This is a genomic window from Roseateles sp. GW835-FHT13E02 (genome assembly GCF_058794035.1).
This window is the reverse complement of record NZ_JBXAGJ010000018.1, coordinates 61,024-77,088: the sequence shown is the minus strand read 5'-3', so window position 1 is coordinate 77,088 and position 16,065 is coordinate 61,024. Positions and strand designations below refer to the sequence as shown.

Annotated in this window: 13 protein-coding genes; 11 read left to right on the top strand and 2 right to left on the bottom strand. The window is 66.5% G+C overall.

Annotated features, from left to right (window positions below; translation table 11 throughout):
* Positions 1 to 83 precede the first annotated feature (83 nt).
* Positions 84 to 3,596 (bottom strand): chromosome segregation protein SMC, encoded by a 3,513-nt coding sequence (smc, locus tag AC1Q6P_RS17450; RefSeq protein WP_492665258.1) that lies wholly within the window; start codon positions 3,594 to 3,596, stop codon positions 84 to 86.
* Between the two features lie 400 nt (positions 3,597 to 3,996).
* Here smc and queF point away from each other — a divergent pair, with 400 nt between their 5' ends.
* The 9 genes from queF (at position 3,997) to AC1Q6P_RS17405 (ending at position 14,498) form a co-directional block, all read left to right on the top strand.
* Positions 3,997 to 4,428, top strand: coding sequence for a preQ(1) synthase (queF, locus tag AC1Q6P_RS17445; RefSeq protein ID WP_102769474.1), 432 nt, complete (start codon positions 3,997 to 3,999; stop codon positions 4,426 to 4,428).
* Between the two features lie 45 nt (positions 4,429 to 4,473).
* Positions 4,474 to 4,899: an SET domain-containing protein gene (locus AC1Q6P_RS17440; RefSeq protein WP_171828761.1), complete on the top strand. Its 426-nt coding sequence runs from the start codon at positions 4,474 to 4,476 to the stop codon at positions 4,897 to 4,899.
* Positions 4,900 to 4,925: 26 nt separating this feature from the next.
* A complete protein-coding gene (gene dapC, locus AC1Q6P_RS17435; protein ID WP_492665259.1) occupies positions 4,926 to 6,182 on the top strand; it encodes a succinyldiaminopimelate transaminase in 1,257 nt (418 codons plus the stop codon).
* Between the two features lie 29 nt (positions 6,183 to 6,211).
* Positions 6,212 to 7,036, top strand: coding sequence for a 2,3,4,5-tetrahydropyridine-2,6-dicarboxylate N-succinyltransferase (gene dapD, locus AC1Q6P_RS17430; RefSeq protein WP_492665260.1), 825 nt, complete (start codon positions 6,212 to 6,214; stop codon positions 7,034 to 7,036).
* Between the two features lie 78 nt (positions 7,037 to 7,114).
* On the top strand, positions 7,115 to 8,269 hold the full coding sequence (locus tag AC1Q6P_RS17425; RefSeq protein ID WP_102766877.1) for a PilT/PilU family type 4a pilus ATPase: 1,155 nt from the start codon (positions 7,115 to 7,117) through the stop codon (positions 8,267 to 8,269).
* A gap of 84 nt (positions 8,270 to 8,353) precedes the next feature.
* Positions 8,354 to 9,502 (top strand): succinyl-diaminopimelate desuccinylase, encoded by a 1,149-nt coding sequence (dapE, locus tag AC1Q6P_RS17420; RefSeq protein WP_492665261.1) that lies wholly within the window; start codon positions 8,354 to 8,356, stop codon positions 9,500 to 9,502.
* Positions 9,503 to 9,769: 267 nt separating this feature from the next.
* Positions 9,770 to 11,461 (top strand): aspartyl protease family protein, encoded by a 1,692-nt coding sequence (locus AC1Q6P_RS17415; RefSeq protein ID WP_492665262.1) that lies wholly within the window; start codon positions 9,770 to 9,772, stop codon positions 11,459 to 11,461.
* 119 nt (positions 11,462 to 11,580) lie between these two features.
* On the top strand, positions 11,581 to 12,498 hold the full coding sequence (prmB, locus tag AC1Q6P_RS17410; protein ID WP_492665263.1) for a 50S ribosomal protein L3 N(5)-glutamine methyltransferase: 918 nt from the start codon (positions 11,581 to 11,583) through the stop codon (positions 12,496 to 12,498).
* Complete coding sequence (locus AC1Q6P_RS17405) at positions 12,495 to 14,498, top strand: ABC-F family ATP-binding cassette domain-containing protein (protein ID WP_492665264.1); 2,004 nt, start codon at positions 12,495 to 12,497, stop codon at positions 14,496 to 14,498. The genes prmB and AC1Q6P_RS17405 overlap by 4 nt, the downstream gene beginning before the upstream one ends.
* A 108-nt stretch (positions 14,499 to 14,606) precedes the next feature.
* On the opposite strand, the gene AC1Q6P_RS17400 is transcribed toward AC1Q6P_RS17405, so the two are convergent.
* Positions 14,607 to 14,969, bottom strand: coding sequence for a DUF1304 domain-containing protein (locus tag AC1Q6P_RS17400; RefSeq protein WP_223696890.1), 363 nt, complete (start codon positions 14,967 to 14,969; stop codon positions 14,607 to 14,609).
* Positions 14,970 to 15,136: 167 nt separating this feature from the next.
* Here AC1Q6P_RS17400 and AC1Q6P_RS17395 point away from each other — a divergent pair, with 167 nt between their 5' ends.
* Complete coding sequence (locus AC1Q6P_RS17395; protein WP_492665265.1) at positions 15,137 to 15,622, top strand: MarR family winged helix-turn-helix transcriptional regulator; 486 nt, start codon at positions 15,137 to 15,139, stop codon at positions 15,620 to 15,622.
* Between the two features lie 16 nt (positions 15,623 to 15,638).
* The gene (locus tag AC1Q6P_RS17390; protein WP_492665266.1) at positions 15,639 to 16,064 is read left to right on the top strand and encodes an organic hydroperoxide resistance protein; all 426 of its coding nucleotides are present in this window, start codon (positions 15,639 to 15,641) and stop codon (positions 16,062 to 16,064) included.
* Position 16,065 lies beyond the last annotated feature (1 nt).

Sequence of the window (16,065 nt, the reverse complement as noted above, 5' to 3'; positions counted from 1 at the left end):
CCAGCCCGCAAGCTGCGCCCGCATCCATTTCTTCGTCACAGTTGTCGCTTTCTGCTGCTGCATCTTCTCGCTGCTCATCCTCTTCAGGCCTCGGCCATGGCCAGGGCCTTGTCCATGTCTACCGCCACGATGCGGGACACGCCTTGTTCCTGCATGGTCACGCCGATCAGTTGCTCGGCCATTTCCATTGCAATCTTGTTGTGCGAGATGAAGAGGAACTGGGTTCCGCTGCTCATCTCGGCCACCAGCTTGGCATAACGCTCGGTGTTGGCGTCATCGAGCGGCGCATCCACCTCGTCCAGCAGGCAGAACGGTGCCGGGTTGAGCTGGAAGATCGCAAACACCAGGGCAATCGCCGTCAGCGCCTTTTCACCGCCCGACAGCAGGTGGATGGTGCTGTTCTTCTTGCCCGGCGGCTGGGCCATGACCTGCACGCCGGCGTCGAGGATTTCATCGCCCGTCATCACCAGCTTGGCCTGGCCGCCGCCGAACAGGGTCGGGAACATGCGGCCGAAATGGTGGTTGACCTGATCAAACGTGGCGCCCAGCAGATCGCGGGTCTCCAGGTCGATCTTGTGGATGGCATCTTCCAGGGTCTTCATGGCCGACATCAGGTCGGCGCACTGCGAATCGAGGAAGGTCTTGCGCTCGCGCGCGGACGTCAGCTCGTCCAGCGCAGCCAGGTTGACGGCACCGAGCGAGGCAATCTCGCGGTTGATGCGGTCGATCTCGCCCTGCAGGCCGTAGAGCTTGACCTGGCCTTGCTCGATGCCCTGGGCCAGGGCCTCCAGGTCCACCTCGGCGGCGACCAGTTGCTCCATGAACTGGGCGCCGCCGAGCTGGGCTGCCTGCTCCTCCAGCTGCAGCTTGGTGATGCGATCGCGCAGCGGGTCCAGGCTGCGCTCGAAGGTCAGGCGCTGCTCGTCGGCCTTGCGCAAGCGCAGGCTCAGGTCGTCGTAATTGCTGCGCACGGCGGCCAGGGCCTGCTCGCGCTCCATCTTGAGCGCCAGCGCGTCCTGCAGGCCGGCCTGTGCGGCGGCATCGTTGAGCGTGTCCATCTCGCGCTGCAGGCTCTCGGCCGAGGCGGTGTTGGTCTGCACCTGTTGCTGGGCGGTTTCGATGGCGCGCTGCAGCTCGGCCCGGCGCGAAGCCAGGGCGCGCGCGCTGTACTGCGATTCCTGGGCGCGGCGCTCCAGCGCCCGCAGCTGCTCGCGCGCCTCGCCCAGGCGGCGTTCGGCCAGGATCACCGCCTCGTCCAGCTCGGCATGGCGCTCCTGCGTGGTGGCCAGCTGCATGTCCAGCTCTTCGAAGCGAGCTTCGCCGGTGACACGGCGTTCCTGCAACTCCTCGGCCTGGGCATCGATCTCGGCCAGCTCGCCTTCCAGCTGGCCGCGCCGGGCGCTGGCCGCCTCGCTTTGCTGGGTCAGGCGCAGCAGCTCGACGTGGAGCTGGTGGGCGCGGTTCTGCGCCTCGCCGCCCTCGCGACGCAGCAGCACCAGGCGCTGCGAGCCTTCGGTGTAGGCGGCTTCGGCGCGCACCAGGGCGCTCTTGGCCTCTTCGGCAATCAGGGTCTGGGCGCGCAGTTCCAGCTGCAGCTGCTCGATTTCCTGCGCACGGGCCAGCATGCCGGCCTGCTCGGAATCAGGCGCATAGAAGCTGACCGCAAACTGGCTGACCGCATGGCCGGCCGGGGTCATGATCAGCTCGCCATGGGTCAGGCGGGCGCGCTGGGCCAGGGCCTCTTCCAGGCTGGCCGCGGTGTAGACACCCTCCAGCCAGTCGTTGAGCAAGGCCTTGAGGCCGGCATCGTCCAGGCGCAGCAGATCGCTGAGGCGCGCCAGGGTTTCGTGGGTGTTGGCAATGGCAGCGGCCGGCGGCGAGTAAAAGGCCAGCCGGGCCGGGGGCGCATCGGCGGCAAAAGCCTGCACCGTTTCCAGGCGACCGACCTGCAGGGCGCTCATGCGCTCGCGCAGCGCGGCCTCCAGGGCGTTTTCCCAGCCCGCTTGAATATGGAGTTTGGTCCACAGGCCTTGCAGGCCATCCAGGCCATGCTTGGCCAGCCAGGGCTTGAGCTTGCCCTCGGTCTGCACCTTCTCCTGCAGGGCGCGCAAGGCATCGAGCCGAGCCGAGAGCTCGGACTGGCGCCGGCCTTGGGCATTGGCATCGGCCTGGGCATGGCGACGCTGCTCGTCTTGCAGCGGCACCTGCTCCTGCAGCTCTTGCAGGCGGGCGTCGGCCATGTCGCGGGCTTCGTCAGCCGCCTCGCTCTGGCGCTTCAGTTCAGCCAGGCGATCGGCATCGGGCACGGCCAGGCCCTGACGCTCGGCCGCCAGGCGCTCACGCCGGGTGCGCAGCTGGCGGGCCTGCTCTTCGATGCTGCGGCTCTCGGCCGCCAGCACCTGGATCTGCTGCTGCACCTGCACGACCAGGGCGCGCTGCTCATTGGCCCGGCCCTGGGCGGCGCGCACCGCGTCTTCGCCATTGGGCAGGTTGGCGGCTTGCTCCTCAGCCTGGGCGGCCAGGATCTCGCTCTGCTCCTCGGCCGTGGCGATCTGCTCGGCGATGGCTTCCAGCTCCTCCTGGGCCTGGACGGATCGCTCCTGCCACTGGGTGTTCTGGGCCTGCAGCTCGATCAGGCGCGATTCCACCCGCTGGCGGCCTTCGACCACATAGCGGATGCGCTCCTCCAGGCGGCTGACTTCCAGCTGCGCTTCGGCATAACGGCCTTGTGAAGCGTGCAGCTCGTCACCTGCAGCGTAATGGGCCTGGCGCACGGTCTCCAGCTCCGCCTCGACCTGGCGCAGCTCGGCCATGCGCGATTCCAGCGCATTGACGGCCTCCAGATGCTCGGCCTTGACCCGGCCTTGCTCGGAGGTGGCGTCGCGGTGCTTGAGGAACCAGAGCTGGTGCAGCTTGAGCGTGCCAGCGTCCTGCAAGGCGCGGTAGCTGGCCGCCACCTCGGCCTGCTTTTCCAGCTTTTCGAGGTTGTTGTTGAGCTCGCGCAGGATGTCGTCGACGCGGGTCAGGTTTTCGCGCGTGTCCTTGAGCCGGTTCTCGGTCTCTCGGCGGCGTTCCTTGTACTTGGAGACGCCGGCCGCCTCCTCCAGGAACATGCGCATCTCTTCCGGCTTGGATTCGATGATGCGGCTGATGGTGCCCTGGCCGATGATGGCGTAGGCGCGCGGACCCAGGCCGGTGCCTAGGAACACGTCCTGCACATCACGGCGGCGCACCGGCTGGTTGTTGATGAAGTAGCTGGAGGTGCCGTCGCGGGTCAGCACGCGCTTGACGGCGATTTCCGAGAACTGGTTCCACTGGCCGCCGGCGCGGCCGTCTTCGTTGGCGAACACCAGCTCCACGCTGGAGCGGCTGGCCGGCTTGCGGTTGCCCGAGCCGTTGAAGATCACGTCCTGCATGGACTCGCCCCGCAGCTCGCTGGCCTTGCTCTCGCCCAGCACCCAGCGCACCGCGTCCATGATATTGGACTTGCCGCAGCCATTGGGCCCGACCACGCCGACCAGCTGCCCGGGCAGCTGGAACACCGTGGGATCGGCGAAGGACTTGAAGCCCGAGAGCTTGATCGAGTTCAGACGCATGGGCGCAAGACCATTCTTACCCGCCGGGCGCGGCCGCTCGATTTGCACCGGCAGCGGCTCCCGACGAGCCTCCTAAGCTGTTGATTTATTTGAACAAAAGCCCTTAAACCTGGGGCTTGAGCGGGCCTGGATGATACCATCCGCCCTTCCCCATCTTTTGGCACGCCGTCGCGTTGTTTCGACGCGGTGGCCGCCCTGCATTGACGCCATGGCCAAGTCCTCGCCCTTCACTTCGTCCAAGACCCCCTCCGCTACGACCGCCGCCAAAGCCGCCGCCCCCCGACGCAAGGCCGCCGCGCCTGCGGTGCTGCCCGCCGAGGCTTACAAGGCTCCGATCAAGGCCGCCAGCAAGCCAGCCTCCAAGGCCCCCCCGGCCAAGCCCGCGCCCAAGATGCGCGAGATGCCGCCCAATCCGCCCTCGGCCCCGAGCAAAGAGCTGCACGTCTTCCCCAACCCGGCTCCCGAGCGCGACTACGTGATCCAGTTCCAGGTGCCCGAGTTCACCTGCCACTGCCCGCTGACCGGCCAGCCCGACTTCGCGCACTTCACCATCGACATGATTGCGGACCAGTACTGCGTCGAGCTGAAGAGCCTGAAGATGTACTTCTGGAGTTACCGCGACGAGGGCGCCTTCCACGAGAAGGTGACCAACACCATCCTGGAAGACATCGTCAAGGTCACCGACCCGCGCTTCATCCGCATCACCGCCAAGTGGTATGTGCGCGGCGGCATCTACACCAATGTGGTGGTCGAGCACCGCAAGAAAGGCTGGAAGCAGCAGCCGCGCGTGGACCTGCCGGCCCACGGCTTCGAGTCTGGCCTGCTGCGCTGAATCAAGCGCGCTTCCTGATCCTGCCTGCTTGAGCATCTCGCCGCCTTGGCCCTCGCCTCGCATCCGGCCTACCAGCTGATCGAAGTCACGGTGCGGCGCAGCCGCATCGATGGCTTCGGCGTGTTTGCGGCCGAGCCTGTGCCCGCGGGCGCCAAGATCGGCGCGCTCACCGGCGAGGCCATCAGCGTGGCCGAGGCCCGGCGGCGCGCCCAAGGCCGCCAGCGCATCATGCTGGTCGAGCTGTCCAGCAGCCGGGCGGTGGACGCCACCCGCTCCAGCGACCCCATGCGCTTCACCAACCACAGCTGCCGGCCCAATGCCCGCATCGCCGTGGAAGACGGCGCCATCGAGTTCTTCGCCCTGCAGGAGATTGCCGTGGGCGAGGAGATCACTGTGGCCTACGGCGCCACCCACCACGAAGGCAGGCTTGCCTGTCGCTGTAGCCAGCCGGGGTGCCTGGGCTGGCTATGATGCCGGCGATTCCCTCACCCGCTGTCATGAACGCTGCTGCCGCCTCTTCCGTGCCCCACAACCCGCTGCTGGACAAGCTGCACCCCTATCCGTTCGAGCGCCTGCGCGCCCTGAACGCGGGCATCACCCCCAACCCCGCCTACCGGCCCATCAGCCTGGGCATCGGCGAGCCCAAGCATCCGGCACCGAAGCTGATCGAAGACGCCCTGATGGCCAGCCTCAAAGGCTTGTCGGGCTACCCTGCCACTGCCGGCGAGCCGGCGCTGCGCGAAGCCATCTGTGCCTGGCTGCAGCGCCGCTACGGCCTCAACCTCAACCCGGCCACCCAGGTGCTGCCGGTCAATGGCTCGCGCGAAGCCCTGTTCGCCCTGGCGCAAACCGTGATCGACCCCAGCCGCGCCGGCGCCACCGTGGTCTGCCCGAATCCCTTCTACCAAATCTACGAAGGCGCCGCCCTGCTGGCCGGCGCGCAGACGGCCTTTGCCAACAGCGACCCGGCCAAGAACTTCGCCGCCGACTGGTCACAGATCGACGAGGCCACCTGGGCCCGCACCCAGCTGCTCTACGTCTGCTCGCCCGGCAACCCGACCGGCGCGGTCATGCCGCTGGACGAATGGCGCATGCTCTTCGAGCTCAGTGATCGCCATGGCTTTGTGATCGCCTCGGACGAGTGCTACTCGGAGATCTACTTCCGCGAGGAAGCGCCGCTGGGCGGCCTGGAGGCCGCCGCCCGCCTGGGCCGCGCGGATTTCAAGAACCTGATCGCCTTCACCAGCCTGTCCAAACGCAGCAACGTGCCGGGCATGCGCTCAGGCTTTGTCGCCGGCGACGCGGCGCTGCTGAAGAAGTTCCTGCTCTACCGCACCTACCACGGCAGCGCCATGAGCCCCATCGTGCAAGCCGCCAGCGTGGCCGCCTGGAACGACGAAGTCCATGTGGTGGAGAACCGTGCGCAGTACCGCGCCAAGTTCGCCGCCGTCACACCGCTGCTGGCTGCCCACATGGACGTGGCCCTGCCGGACGCCGGCTTCTACCTCTGGTGCGGCGTGCCGCGCCACATACACGGCGGCGATGACATCGCCTTCGCTCAAGGCTTGCTGGCTCAATACAATGTCGCCGTGCTGCCCGGCAGCCTGCTGGCGCGCGAGGCCCACGGCGTCAACCCCGGCGCTGGCCGCATCCGGCTGGCCCTGGTGGCCGAAAGCGCGGAATGCCTTGAAGCGGCCCAGCGCATCGTCGCCTACATCGAATCCTTTTCCTCCTCTTCTTCCCTTTCCTCCTGACTGGCACCCGCTGCCGCGAGCTTTCACTCATGACACAAGCCCATCTGCAATCGACCATCGAACTGGCCTGGGACAACCGCGCCAACATCACGGCCGCCAATGCCCCCGAAGTGCGCGAGGCCGTGGAGCATGTGCTGGCCGATCTGGACGCCGGCCGCCTGCGTGTGGCCGATCGCCAAGCCGTGGGCCAGTGGACGGTGCACCAGTGGGTCAAGAAGGCCGTGCTGCTGTCCTTCCGCCTGAACGACAACCGCTTGATGGGCGCCGGCGACATGACTTTCTTCGACAAGGTGCCGACCAAGTTCGGCGGCCTGAGCGAGGAAGCCATCCGCGCCACCGGCGTGCGCGTGGTGCCGCCGGCCGTGGCCCGCCGTGGCAGCTTCCTGGCCAAGAACGTGATCCTGATGCCCAGCTACGTCAACATCGGCGCCTACGTCGATGAAGGCACCATGGTCGACACCTGGGCCACCGTCGGCAGCTGCGCCCAGATCGGCAAGAACGTGCACCTGAGCGGCGGCGTCGGCATCGGCGGCGTGCTCGAGCCCCTGCAGGCCAACCCCACCATCATCGAAGACAACTGCTTCATCGGCGCCCGCTCGGAAGTGGTGGAAGGCGTGATCGTGGAAGAAAACTCGGTCATCTCCATGGGCGTCTACATCGGTCAGAGCACGCCGATCTATGACCGCGAGACCGACACCGTCAGCTACGGCCGCGTGCCGGCTGGCTCGGTGGTGATCAGCGGCAGCCTGCCCAAGAACGAGGGCAAGTACAGCCTGTACGCCGCCATCATCGTCAAGAAGGTCGACGCCGGCACCCGCGCCAAGACCAGCATCAACGACCTGCTGCGCGCCTGAACCGGGCACAAAAGCACCGCCCCGGCCGAGACCGGGGCGCATCCAGCGGCTTGAAGACCAAGAACGGGGAGACAGCGGATGAGTGGAAATATGGAACGCATCCTGCGGCTGATGGCCGAGAAGGGTGCCTCCGACGCTTACCTTTCGGCCAAGATGCCGGTGCTGATCCGCCTGAACGGGCAGATCGTGCAGCTGTCGGATCAGTTGCTGGGGCCCATGCAGCCGCGTCAGCTGATCGCCGAGGTGGTGGACCCGGCCCAGATGGCCGAGCTGGACCAGAACGGCGAGCTGAACATGGCGGTGGCCATCCCCGGCGTGGGCAGCTTCCGCCTCTCGGGCTTCCGCCAGCGCGGCACCATCGCCGCGGTGTTCCGCCACATCCCGCACGTCATCCCCTCGCTGGAAGAGCTGAACCTGCCGCCCATCCTGGGCAAGCTGGTGCAGGAAAAGCGTGGCCTGATCCTGATGGTGGGCGCTACCGGCACGGGCAAGAGCACCACGCTGGCCTCCATGCTGGAGCTGCGCAACCAGACCATGGCCGGCCACATCCTCACCATCGAGGACCCGCTGGAGTACCTTTTCAGCAACAAGCGCTCGGTGGTCAACCAGCGCGAAGTGGGCCGCGACACGGCCTCGCTGCAGATTGCCTTGAAGAACGCACTGCGCCAGTCGCCGGACTGCATCCTGATCGGTGAAATCCGCGACCGCGAGACCATGACGGCGGCGATCTCCTACGCCCTGTCCGGCCACCTGGTTCTGGCCACGCTGCACGGCAATAACACGTATCACGCGCTGAACCGCATCCTGTCCTTCTACACGCCCGAGTCGCGCCCGGCACTGCTGAACGACCTGGCCGCAGGCCTGAAATCCATCATCTCGCAGCGCCTGGTGCGCGCCACGGCCGGCGGCCGCATCCCGGTGATCGAGATCATGCTCAACACCAAGCTGATCGCCGAGTTCATCGAGAAAGGTGACTTCGGCGGGGTCAAGGACGCGATGGAGAAATCCATCGCCGAAGGCTCGCAAAGCTACGAAGAGCATTTCGCCCAGCTCATCAAGGACGGCACCATCACCCGCGACGAAGGCCTGGCCTTTGCCGACTCGCCGACCAACCTGCTCTGGCGCTTGCAAAACGACAGCCCTGGCGCCCTCAAGCAAGCGCCGGCCAAGGAAGAAGCGGCCGGCGACGAAGCCAGCTTCACCGAGATCACGTTGGACGTGCGCGGCGACTGAAGTCCGTGCTGCGCTGTGCGGCGCAGCGCCTACTCAGGCTTCAGCGCGTCTTTTTCCCCTCTCCTTTCTTTTGCCCTCGCCTTCATGTCCGACACCCTCGCCCTGCTGGAAGCGCTGGTCGCCCGCCCCTCCGTCACGCCCGATGACGCCGGTTGCCTGGAGCTGATTGGCGCGCGCCTGTCTGCCCTGGGCTTCGAGCTGCAGCGCATGGACAGCGGGCCCGACAACTTCCGTGTCAGCAACCTGTGGGCGATCAAGCGCGGCAGCGAGGCAGCCGGCCCGGTGCTGATGTTTGCCGGCCACACCGATGTGGTGCCGCCGGGGCGGCTGGACGCCTGGGCTTCCGACCCCTTTGTGCCCAGCTACCGCGAGGGCCGCATCTACGGCCGTGGCGTGGCCGATATGAAGGGCTCGCTGGCCGCCATGGTGGTGGCCGCCGAGGAGTTTGTGCGCGCCCATCCCGCGCACCGCGGCAGCCTGGCCTTTTTGCTGACCAGCGACGAGGAAGGCCCCTCGGTCGACGGCACCAAGGTCTGCTGCGAACGTCTCAAGGCCCAGGGTCAGCGCCTGGACTTCTGCATCGTCGGAGAGCCGACTTCGGTGGAGCAGGTCGGCGACATGATCAAGAACGGCCGCCGCGGCACGCTCTCGGGCAAGCTCAAGGTCAAGGGCGTGCAAGGCCATGTGGCCTACCCCCAGCTGGCCCGCAACCCGGTGCATCAGGCCGCCGCCGCCATTGCCGAGCTGGCGGCCGCCCGCTGGGACGAGGGCAACGACTACTTCCCGGCCACCACCTTCCAGATCTCCAACATCCACGCCGGCACCGGCGCCACCAACGTAATCCCCGGCGAGATGGTGGTGGATTTCAACTTCCGCTTCTCGACCGAGTCGACCCCGGAAGGCCTCAAGTCCCGCGTGCAATCGCTGCTGGCCCGCCACGGGCTGGAATACGCGCTCGACTGGACCCTGGGCGGCGAGCCCTTCCTGACCCCCGTGGGCGCGCTGAGCGGCGCCGTCTGCGCCGCCATCGAGGCCGAGACCGGCCGCCCGACCCAGCTCTCCACCACCGGCGGCACCTCGGACGGCCGATTCATCGCCAAGATCTGCCCGCAAGTGATCGAGTTCGGCCCCATCAACGCCAGCATTCACAAGGTGGACGAGTACCTGCCGGTCGACAACCTTGAACCTTTGAAAAACATCTACCGCCGCACGCTGGAGCAGCTGCTGAACTGACCTAAAGTCCAAACTCAACGGCAGCCCAAGACCTGCAAGAGCAGGCAGTGCAGCCCGCGCAAGCACGAATGCACGCGCAAACCCAAACCAATCAGGCAGGCAGGCAGGGAGGCCAAGGAGATGACAAGAAAAAGCACGGGCACGCGTGCAGCAAAGCGCTGGGCTCATCAAGCGCTCGCAGTGATCAGTGCTTTGGGCCTCTGGGTGGCCTGCGCTCAGCCCGGCTGGGCCGCCTGCAAGGTTCAGAGCCTGGAGTTGCCAGTCACGATGAAGGGCTCTCGGGCGGTGGCCACGCTGGGCATCAACGGGCAGGACATTCCCCTGATCGTCGACAGCGGCGCGTTCTTCAGCACCCTCACCCATGCCGCAGCCCAGCAGCTGAAGATTAAGGTGCGTGCCCTTCCCTGGGGCATGGAAATCACAGGCGTGACCGGGCGAGACGAACACGCGGGCCTTGCCACCGCAGAACACATCAATTTGCTTGGCGGCGAGTTGCCCAACGTCGATTTTGTGATCGGCGGCAACGACGACCGCAACGGCACCATGGGCCTTTTGGGCCGCAACATCCTGTCGGTGGCCGACACCGAGTACGACCTGGCGCATGGTCTGGTCCGCCTGATGTTCCCCAACGAAGATTGCGACAAGCATGGCATGGCCTACTGGGCCGGCGACACGCCGGTTTCAGAGATCGAGCTGCTGCGCCCCGACCGCAAGATCAAGACCCCCGCCATCGAAACCATCGCCCTGGTCAATGGCAAACGCCTGCGTGTGTTGTTCGACACCGGCGCCCGCACGGTGATGTCGCTCAAGGCGGCCAAGAGTGTCGGCGTCACGGATCTGAAGCCAACCGGCCGGGTGGGCGGTGTGGGCCAAGGCACGGTGGCCGGCTGGAGCGGCGCGATCGATCGCTTCGAGCTGGGGGGCGAAGTGGTGCACAACGTGCGCCTGAGCGTGGCTGACTTCGAGCTGCGCGAGATCGACATGCTGCTGGGCGTCGACTTTTTCCTCTCGCACCGCATCTATGTGTCCAAGAAGCAGCGCCGCATGTACTTCACCTACAACGGAGGCCAGGTGTTCGCGCTGAGCAAGCCCGAGCCCAAGGACGACAGCGACGAAGCCAAGTCCAGCGGCCTGCCCGAACTCGGCCCCGAAGCCAAGGCCTCGGCCTACGCCCGGCGCGGCGCCGCCTCGATGGCGCGCAAGGACTACAAAGCAGCCTTGGCCGACCTGGACCGCGCCTGCGAGATGGAGCCCCAAGTCGCCGAACACCGCGTGATTCGTGCGACCCTGCACCTGCAGATGCGGCAGGGGAAGCTGGCCAAACAAGACCTGGACGCAGCGCTGGCGGCAGACCCGGCGCATGCCGAAGCGAGGATGAAGCGGGCGACCTTGATGGCCAAGCCGAGCAAGCCGGATGCCGCGCTCCAGGACCTGGACGAACTGGATCGCCTGCTGCCCGCGCAAGCCCCGCAGCGCCTGCAGATGGCGCAGATATACCTGCGCCTGCAGCACCTGCCCGCCGTGGTGAAGCAGCTGGACCATTGGCTCGCGGCCTACCCGCATGACCTGGCCACCGCCGACGCGCTGAACCAGCGCTGCTGGACGCGCGTGATGCTCCACAGTGACCTGACACAGGCGCTGCGGGACTGCGATCGGGCCATCGATCTGGATGCCGAGCAAGGCAAGTACTTCGACAGCCGAGGCTGGTTGCGCCTGCGGCAGGGTGAGTGGCACAAGGCCCTGGCCGATTTTGATCGTGCGTTGAAGCTGGACGACAAGCTCGCCTGGCCTCACTACGGCCGTGGCATCGCACTGGGCAAGCTGGGCGACGCCGCAGGCGCCCAAGCTGCACTCGCAGCAGCACGCGAGCACCGTCCGGAGATCGACCAGGAGGCGGGTCGTTACGGCCTGGCGGTCGACGCGGCCGCGGCCAAGCCCACGCCAGCCTCCGCGCCCTAGGCCGGCAGCCTGTGGCTGCTTGCCGGTGACGGGTTGGCAGTGACGGGTTTGCGGTAACGGGTTGGCGAGGGGGCGCGCGCCATCGGCGACAATCACGCCCTGCCCTTCACCGAGCCCCCATGAATTTATTGAACTGCATCGAGGCCCAAGCCGCCCGCCTTTCCGAGGCGGGCGTTTCGTTTGGCCATGGCACGGCTGTCGCCTTTGACGAGGCCGCCTGGCTGGCGCTCTGGGCCCTGGGGCTGCCGCTGGACCAGCTGGACGAGCACGAGGCCCTGACGCTGAGCGACGCCCAGCAAGCGCGCATCGCCGAGCTGGTCGAGCAACGCATTGCGACGCGCAAGCCCGCCGCCTACCTGACTCGCGAAGCCTGGTTGCAGGGCGTGCCGTTTTACGTGGACGAGCGCGCCATCGTGCCGCGCAGCTTCATCGCCGAGCTGATCGCCGATGCCAGCATCGATGCCTGGCTCTCCGACCAGACCACCGAGGTGCTGGACCTGTGCACCGGCAATGGCTCGCTGGCCGTGCTGGCCGCCATGGCCTGGCCCGAGGTGCAGGTGGACGGCCTGGACCTGAGCGCCGAAGCCCTGGAAGTGGCACGCATCAATGTCGACAAGCATGGCCTGCAGTCGCGCATCCGGTTGATGCAGGGCGATGGTCTGGCGCCGGCCCTGGCGGCCGGCCGCCGCTACGACCTGATTCTGTGCAACCCGCCCTATGTCAACAGCGAGACCGTGTCCCGCCTGCCGGCTGAGTACCGCGCCGAGCCCGAGCTGGCCCTGGCCGGCGGCGATGACGGCATGGATTTCATCCGCCGCCTGCTGGCCGAGGCACCTGCCGTGCTCAAACCGCGCGGCGTGCTCTTGCTGGAGATCGGCAATGAGCGCCCGTTTTTTGAAGCCGCCTTCCCCGAGCTGGAAGTGGCCTGGATGGACACCTCCTCGGGGGCCGACCAGGTGCTGCTGATCACCGAAGAATCCCTGAACATGATGAACGCCCACAAGAACAAGAACCCGGAAGGTCGCCCCACGCCATGATCACCCTGCGCAATATCACGCTGCGACGCGGCACCAAGGTCGTGCTCGACGACGCCAGCGTCGTCCTGCAACCGGGCGAAAAAGTCGGCCTGGTGGGCCGCAACGGCGCCGGCAAGTCCAGCCTTTTTGCCCTGTTGACCGACCGCTTGCAAAGCGACAAGGGCGAGGTGGACATCCCCCGCCAATGGGCCGTGGGCGAAGTGGCTCAGAACATGCCGGAAACCGACATGCCGGCCACCGAGTTTGTGCTCGAAGGCGATGTGCGCCTGATGGCCGCGCGCCAGGCCCTGGCCGATGCGGAAGCGGCCGAGGACGGCCATGCCATGGCCGACGCCCATGCCCTGCTGATGGACGCCGGCGCCTTCGACGCGAAACCGCGCGCGCAGGCCTTGCTGATGGGCCTGGGCTTCAAGGGCGAGCAGGTCGATGCGCCGGTGAACAGCTTCTCCGGCGGCTGGCGCATGCGCTTGCAGCTGGCCCGCGCCCTGATGTGCCCGGCCGAGCTGATGCTGCTGGACGAACCGACCAACCACTTGGACCTGGACGCCCTGGTCTGGCTGGAAGCCTGGCTGCAGCGCTACGACGGCACCCTGATCGTGATCAGCCATGACCGCGAGTTCCTGGACGCCATCACCAAAGTCACCCTGCACCTGGACGAAGCCAAGCTGCACCGCTACGGCGGCAACTACACGGCCTTCGAGGCCATGCGCGCCGAGCGCATGGAGCAGCAGCAAGCCGCCTTTGGCAAGCAGCAAGAGCGCATTGCGCACCTGCAGAAGTTCATCGATCGTTTCAAGGCCAAGGCCAGCAAGGCCAAGCAGGCGCAGAGCCGGGTCAAGGCCCTGGAGCGCATGGAGAAACTGGCACCGGTGCTGGCCTCGGCGGACTTCAATTTCGAGTTCCGCGAGCCCGTCAGCCTGCCCAACCCCATGCTGATGTTTGACGACGTGGCTTGCGGTTATGAGGTCGACGGCGTCGAGAACATCATCGTGCGCGGCATCGACCGCTCGGTGCTGGCCGGCCAGCGCATCGGCATCCTGGGCGCCAACGGCCAGGGCAAATCCACTGTGGTGAAAACGGTGGCCCGCATGCAGCGCGCCATGGGCGGCAAGATCACCGAGGGCAAGGGCCTGACCATCGGCTACTTTGCCCAGCAGGAAATGGACGTGCTGCGGCCCGAGGAAGGCCCGCTCTCGCACATGGTCCGCCTGGCCAAAGAGGTGAGCCCGCAGGCGCGCGAGCAGGAGCTGCGCGATTTCCTGGGCCAGTTCCGCTTTGTCGGTGACATGGTCAACCAGCAGGTGGGCAGCCTCTCGGGGGGCGAGAAGGCCCGCCTGGTGCTGGCCATGCTGGTGTGGCAGCGCCCCAATCTGCTGCTGATGGACGAGCCCACCAACCACTTGGACCTGAACACCCGCGAGGCGCTGTCGATTGCGCTCAATGAGTTCGAGGGCACGGTGATGCTGGTCAGCCACGATCGCGCCCTGCTGCGCGAGGTCTGCGACGAGTTCTGGCTGGTCAGCAAGGGCGTGGTGTCCCCCTTCGACGGTGACCTGGACGATTACCAGCGCTGGCTGCTGGACCAGTCCAAGGAAGCCGCCAAGGCCGCCAAGGATGCCGCCAAGGGCCTGGCCAAAGCCGGCAAGTCAGGCAGCACGGCGGCGGCAACCACCCCGGCTCCAGTTGCGGCAGCCGCACCTGCTCCAGCCCCGGCCCCGGCCGCGCGCGAGGACCGCAAACTCAGCGGCCAGGCCCGCCAAAAGCTCGCCGACCAAACCCGCCCGCTGCGCAAGGAGATGGACGCCATCGACGCCAAGCTCAACAAGCTGGCCGATGAACGCACGGCCCTGGAGGCCCAACTGGCGGAGGGCAAGGCGACACCGGCTCAGATCGTTGAAGCTGGCAAGCGCCTCAAGGCCATCCACGACGAGCTGGAAAGCGCCGAGCTGCGCTGGCTGGAGCTCAGCGCCGAGGTCGACGCGATTCACGCGGCCGCCTGATTTGCACCCAGAAGACCATGAACCCATAAAGCCATGAGCTCATGAGCCGATGAGCAGGGCCCGAGGTAACTCGGGCCCTTTTCTTTTCCGGCGCTGGGTTTGAGACGCTCAGGCCAGCAAGACCAGGGCTGCAGCCAGCGCCGCCGGCAGCGCCTGCACGAACAGAATCTTTTTGCCCACCGTGGCGGCGCCGAACACGCCGGCCACCACCACGCAGCCCAAGAAGAACAGTTGCGTCGGCACACCGGCCGCGCCCTGCAGCAGGCCCCACACCAGGCCGGCACTCAGAAAGCCGTTGTACAGGCCCTGATTGGCCGCCAAGGTCTTGCTGGCCTCGGCAAACTCCGGCGTCAGGCGAAACACGCGCCGACCCAAAGGCTTGGTCCAGAAGAACATCTCCAGCACCAAAAAATACAGGTGCAAGGCGGCCACCAAGGCCACCAAACCATTCGCCACCACGCTCAGAACCATCTTGTGCTCGCTTTCAGGACACCGGGTCTGCTTGGCCCTGCGCTGCCGCATCGACCCCGCTTGGCACCAAGACCCTCAACCACATTTAACCACATAAATTGTGTGCAATTAAATTGAGGACTACATTATCACCCATGCCACGCCCATCCCAACGTCCCCCGCCTGACATGCCACAGCTTGCCCCGGCCGCCGCCGCAAACGAGGACTGGCTGCGTCTGGACCAGCAGCTGTGCTTCGCGCTCTACGCCAGCTCTCTGGCCATGACCAAGCTGTACAAGCCCTTGCTGGAGCCCTTGAGCCTGACCTACCCGCAGTACCTGGTGATGTTGGTGCTTTGGGAGCAGGACGGCATCAGCGTTTCCACCCTGGGGCAACGACTGTCGCTCGACTCCGGAACGCTCACGCCCCTGCTCAAACGCATGGAAACGTCGGGTTTTGTGAAACGGCAGCGCGCCGCGCAAGATGAGCGGCGTGTCGACATCCTGCTCACGCCCAAGGGCCTAGACCTGAAGGTGCAAGCCCAAAAGATTCCACCGCAGCTCGCCTGTGCGGCCGCTTGCTCTTTGGAAGAACTGAGTTCCCTGACCCGACGCCTGCACGAGCTGCGACAGCAACTGGCGGACGCCGAACTTTCACCCACCACCCTTGATTGATAGGAAGTACATCACCATGGCACTCGACAAAGTCCTCTACACCGCCCGCGCCACCTCCACCGGCGGCCGCCAAGGCAGCTCGTCCAGCTCGGACGGCGCGCTGAACGTGCAACTCTCGACACCCAAGGAACTGGGTGGCGCCGGCGGCCCGGGCACCAACCCCGAACAGCTGTTCGCAGCCGGCTATTCGGCCTGCTTCATCGGCGCCCTCAAGCATGTCGCCATGATGAAGAAGGTCGCCCTGCCGGCCGAAGTGTCCATCACCGCCGATGTGGGCATCGGCCCCATCCCGGCCGGCTTCGGCATCCAGGTGGCCCTGAACATCTCGGTGCCCGGCGTGGAGCGCAGCGTGGCCCAAGACCTGGTGGACGCCGCCCATCAGGTCTGCCCCTACTCGAACGCCACCCGCGGCAATATCGACGTCACGCTGAACCTGGCCTGAG

Bases quoted from the DNA above. Each gene is read 5' to 3' on its own strand.
- smc (WP_492665258.1), bottom strand. From the start codon at position 3,596: ATGCGTCTGAACTCGATCAAGCTCTCGGGCTTCAAGTCCTTCGCCGAT.
- queF (WP_102769474.1), top strand. From the start codon at position 3,997: ATGCCGCCCAATCCGCCCTCGGCCCCGAGCAAAGAGCTGCACGTCTTC.
- dapC (WP_492665259.1), top strand. From the start codon at position 4,926: ATGAACGCTGCTGCCGCCTCTTCCGTGCCCCACAACCCGCTGCTGGAC.
- dapD (WP_492665260.1), top strand. From the start codon at position 6,212: ATGACACAAGCCCATCTGCAATCGACCATCGAACTGGCCTGGGACAAC.
- AC1Q6P_RS17425 (WP_102766877.1), top strand. From the start codon at position 7,115: ATGAGTGGAAATATGGAACGCATCCTGCGGCTGATGGCCGAGAAGGGT.
- dapE (WP_492665261.1), top strand. From the start codon at position 8,354: ATGTCCGACACCCTCGCCCTGCTGGAAGCGCTGGTCGCCCGCCCCTCC.
- AC1Q6P_RS17415 (WP_492665262.1), top strand. From the start codon at position 9,770: ATGAAGGGCTCTCGGGCGGTGGCCACGCTGGGCATCAACGGGCAGGAC.
- prmB (WP_492665263.1), top strand. From the start codon at position 11,581: ATGAATTTATTGAACTGCATCGAGGCCCAAGCCGCCCGCCTTTCCGAG.
- AC1Q6P_RS17405 (WP_492665264.1), top strand. From the start codon at position 12,495: ATGATCACCCTGCGCAATATCACGCTGCGACGCGGCACCAAGGTCGTG.
- AC1Q6P_RS17400 (WP_223696890.1), bottom strand. From the start codon at position 14,969: ATGGTTCTGAGCGTGGTGGCGAATGGTTTGGTGGCCTTGGTGGCCGCC.
- AC1Q6P_RS17395 (WP_492665265.1), top strand. From the start codon at position 15,137: ATGCCACAGCTTGCCCCGGCCGCCGCCGCAAACGAGGACTGGCTGCGT.
- AC1Q6P_RS17390 (WP_492665266.1), top strand. From the start codon at position 15,639: ATGGCACTCGACAAAGTCCTCTACACCGCCCGCGCCACCTCCACCGGC.